The organism is Actinoplanes sp. NPDC051633 (assembly GCF_040681735.1).
Classification (GTDB): domain Bacteria; phylum Actinomycetota; class Actinomycetes; order Mycobacteriales; family Micromonosporaceae; genus Actinoplanes.
Genome location: NZ_JBFAZH010001251.1, coordinates 1 through 2,167, shown reverse-complemented (window position 1 = coordinate 2,167; position 2,167 = coordinate 1). Strand labels below are relative to the sequence as shown.

General features: G+C 75.9%; 2 protein-coding genes. One reads left to right on the top strand and one right to left on the bottom strand.

Annotated features, from left to right (window positions below; genetic code table 11):
* On the bottom strand, positions 1–1,500 hold a 1,500-nt coding region (locus tag AB0M20_RS39680), incomplete at its 3' end, for a BREX system ATP-binding domain-containing protein (RefSeq protein ID WP_364306244.1).
* Between the two features lie 71 nt (positions 1,501–1,571).
* On the opposite strand from AB0M20_RS39680, the gene AB0M20_RS39675 reads away from it, so the two are divergent.
* Positions 1,572–2,167: hypothetical protein (locus tag AB0M20_RS39675; RefSeq protein ID WP_364306242.1), on the top strand; the 596-nt coding region annotated here is incomplete at its 3' end.

Genomic DNA, 2,167 nt, shown 5'->3' with positions numbered 1-2,167 from the left:
GCCGCCGGTACGGTCGCGCAGCCGGGTCGTCTGCGCGGCGTCCGCCTCCCGGCCGGTCACGGCGTGCACCAGCGTCCGCACCTCGGCCTCGGCGAGCCCGTCCAGGTCGATCCGTGTGCCGCCGTAGCGGGCGAGCGCCTCCAGCACCTCCGCCAGCGCGCCGGCCGGCGGCGGCAACGCGCGGCGGGCGCCGAGCATGGCGATGCGGCCGGACCCGGTGGCGACGATGTGGCGCAGCAGCTTGAGCGAGGTCGAGTCGGCCCAGTGCAGGTCGTCGAGCACGACGAGCAGCGGCCGCCGGACGCTCGCCGCGGCCAGCGCGTCGGCCACGTCGTGCCACAGCGCGAAGCGGGCGGCCTCCACGGACTGCGTGCTCAGCATCCCGGGCGGCGGTTCGGCCGGCCCGGTCAGCCGGTCCGCGAGCGCCGTCTCGCCGAGCTCGCGCAGCACCGCGGTCCACGGCCAGAGCGGGGGTGCGCCGTCGTCCTGCGAGCAGCGGCCGCTGCCGGTGACGAAACCCCGTGCGGACGCCCGGTCGGTGACCTCGGTCAAGAGCCGGGTCTTGCCGATGCCCGGCTCGCCGACCAGCATGGCCCCGGCGACCGCGCCGCCCTCGGCCCGGTCCAGGACCGCTTCCAGGACACCCAGCTCTTTCTGCCGGCCGACCAGGAGGGTCCGCGCCGGGGGTCGCCGGGTTCTCGACGGTGCGGTGGCCACCTCCTGCCGCAGCACCGCCGTCTCGAGTGCGCGCAGCGCCGGGCCCGGTTCGATGCCGAGCTCGTCGTCGAGCCGAGCGCGCATCTCGCGGAGCAGCTCGAGGGCCCGGCCCTGCTGACCGGCGCGGGCATGAGCCAGCACATGCAGGACGCACAGCGACTCGCGCAGCGGGTGCTCGGCGGCGATCGCGGCCAGCTCCGCGGCCACCCCGGCGTGCTCGCCCATGGCCAGCCGGACGAGCGCGCGGTCCTCGATCGCGACCAGGTGCAGCTCGGTCAGGCGGGCGCGGTCGGCGGCCACCGCGGCGCCGTCCGGCAGATCGGCGTACGGGACGCCGCCCCACAGCCGCAGCGCGGTGTCGAGGTCCTCCCGCAGCGACGCCAGACGGTCCGGGGCGAGTTGTTCCGGCGGGCGCGGCGGCACCTCGGAGGTGGCCAGCTCGCGGTGCGAGCGCTCGACCAGCTCGGTGAAGAGGTCGGCGTCGACCCGAGCCGCCAGGTGGTATCCGTGCGCCGAGGTGAGCAGCACGGACGGCGCGGCGCGGGCGGCCCGGTCCGGCTCGAGTGCCCGCCGCAGATGGGCGACGTAGGTCTGCAGCGTCGCACCGGCGGCGGCCGGCGCATCGTCGCCCCAGAGCAGGTCGATCAGCGTGTCGGCGGAGACCGGCCGGTGCCGGTGCAGCGCGAGGGCGGCGAGCAGGGCACGATGCTTGGGCGCGCCGAGCGGCACCGGCCGGCCCGCCGCGTCGACCACCCGGGTGGGCCCTAGGACCGTGATCTGCACGTTCCGACCTTAGAGCAGGCCGGACGGTCCGCGTCATTCTCGGCACCGAACAGATCACGTACCGTTGCGGCATGGGGTTCGTTCTCGACACCGCGGAGCTCCCGCCCCGCGAGCGCGTCGAGGCCGTGCACACGGCGATGAGGTACGCGTCCGCCCCCTGCCACGTGCTGCACGAGGACCCGACCGGCGACGTGTACGCCCGCATGGAGGTCTGGGACCTCGGCGACGCGAACATCTTCACCCACCGCTCCTCGGGCATCCGGCTGCTGCGTACCGCCAAACTGGCCCGCCAGGACGCCATGCCGGTGATCGCCCTGTCGGTGCAGCAGCGCGCCGACGGGCGGATCGAGCAGCGCGACCGGCAGCGGGTCGTCGTGCCCGGCGAGCTGCTCGTCGTCGACCTCTCCGCGCCGTACGACTACTCGTGGTCCGGCGACGGTGCGGCCGGCTGCCTGCAGATCCCGTTCGACCAGCTCGGCCTACCCATCGACCTGATCCGCCGCGCCGCCGCCGACGTGGCCGTCAGCCCGCTCTACCGGCTCGTCACCGAGCACATCGCGCAGCTCGCCCGCGACCCGGCCGGCATCTCGGCGGACCCGTCGTCCACCGCGGTCGCCGCGGCCGGCGTCGACCTCGCGCGGGCGCTGCTGGCCTCGGCCGCGCGGTC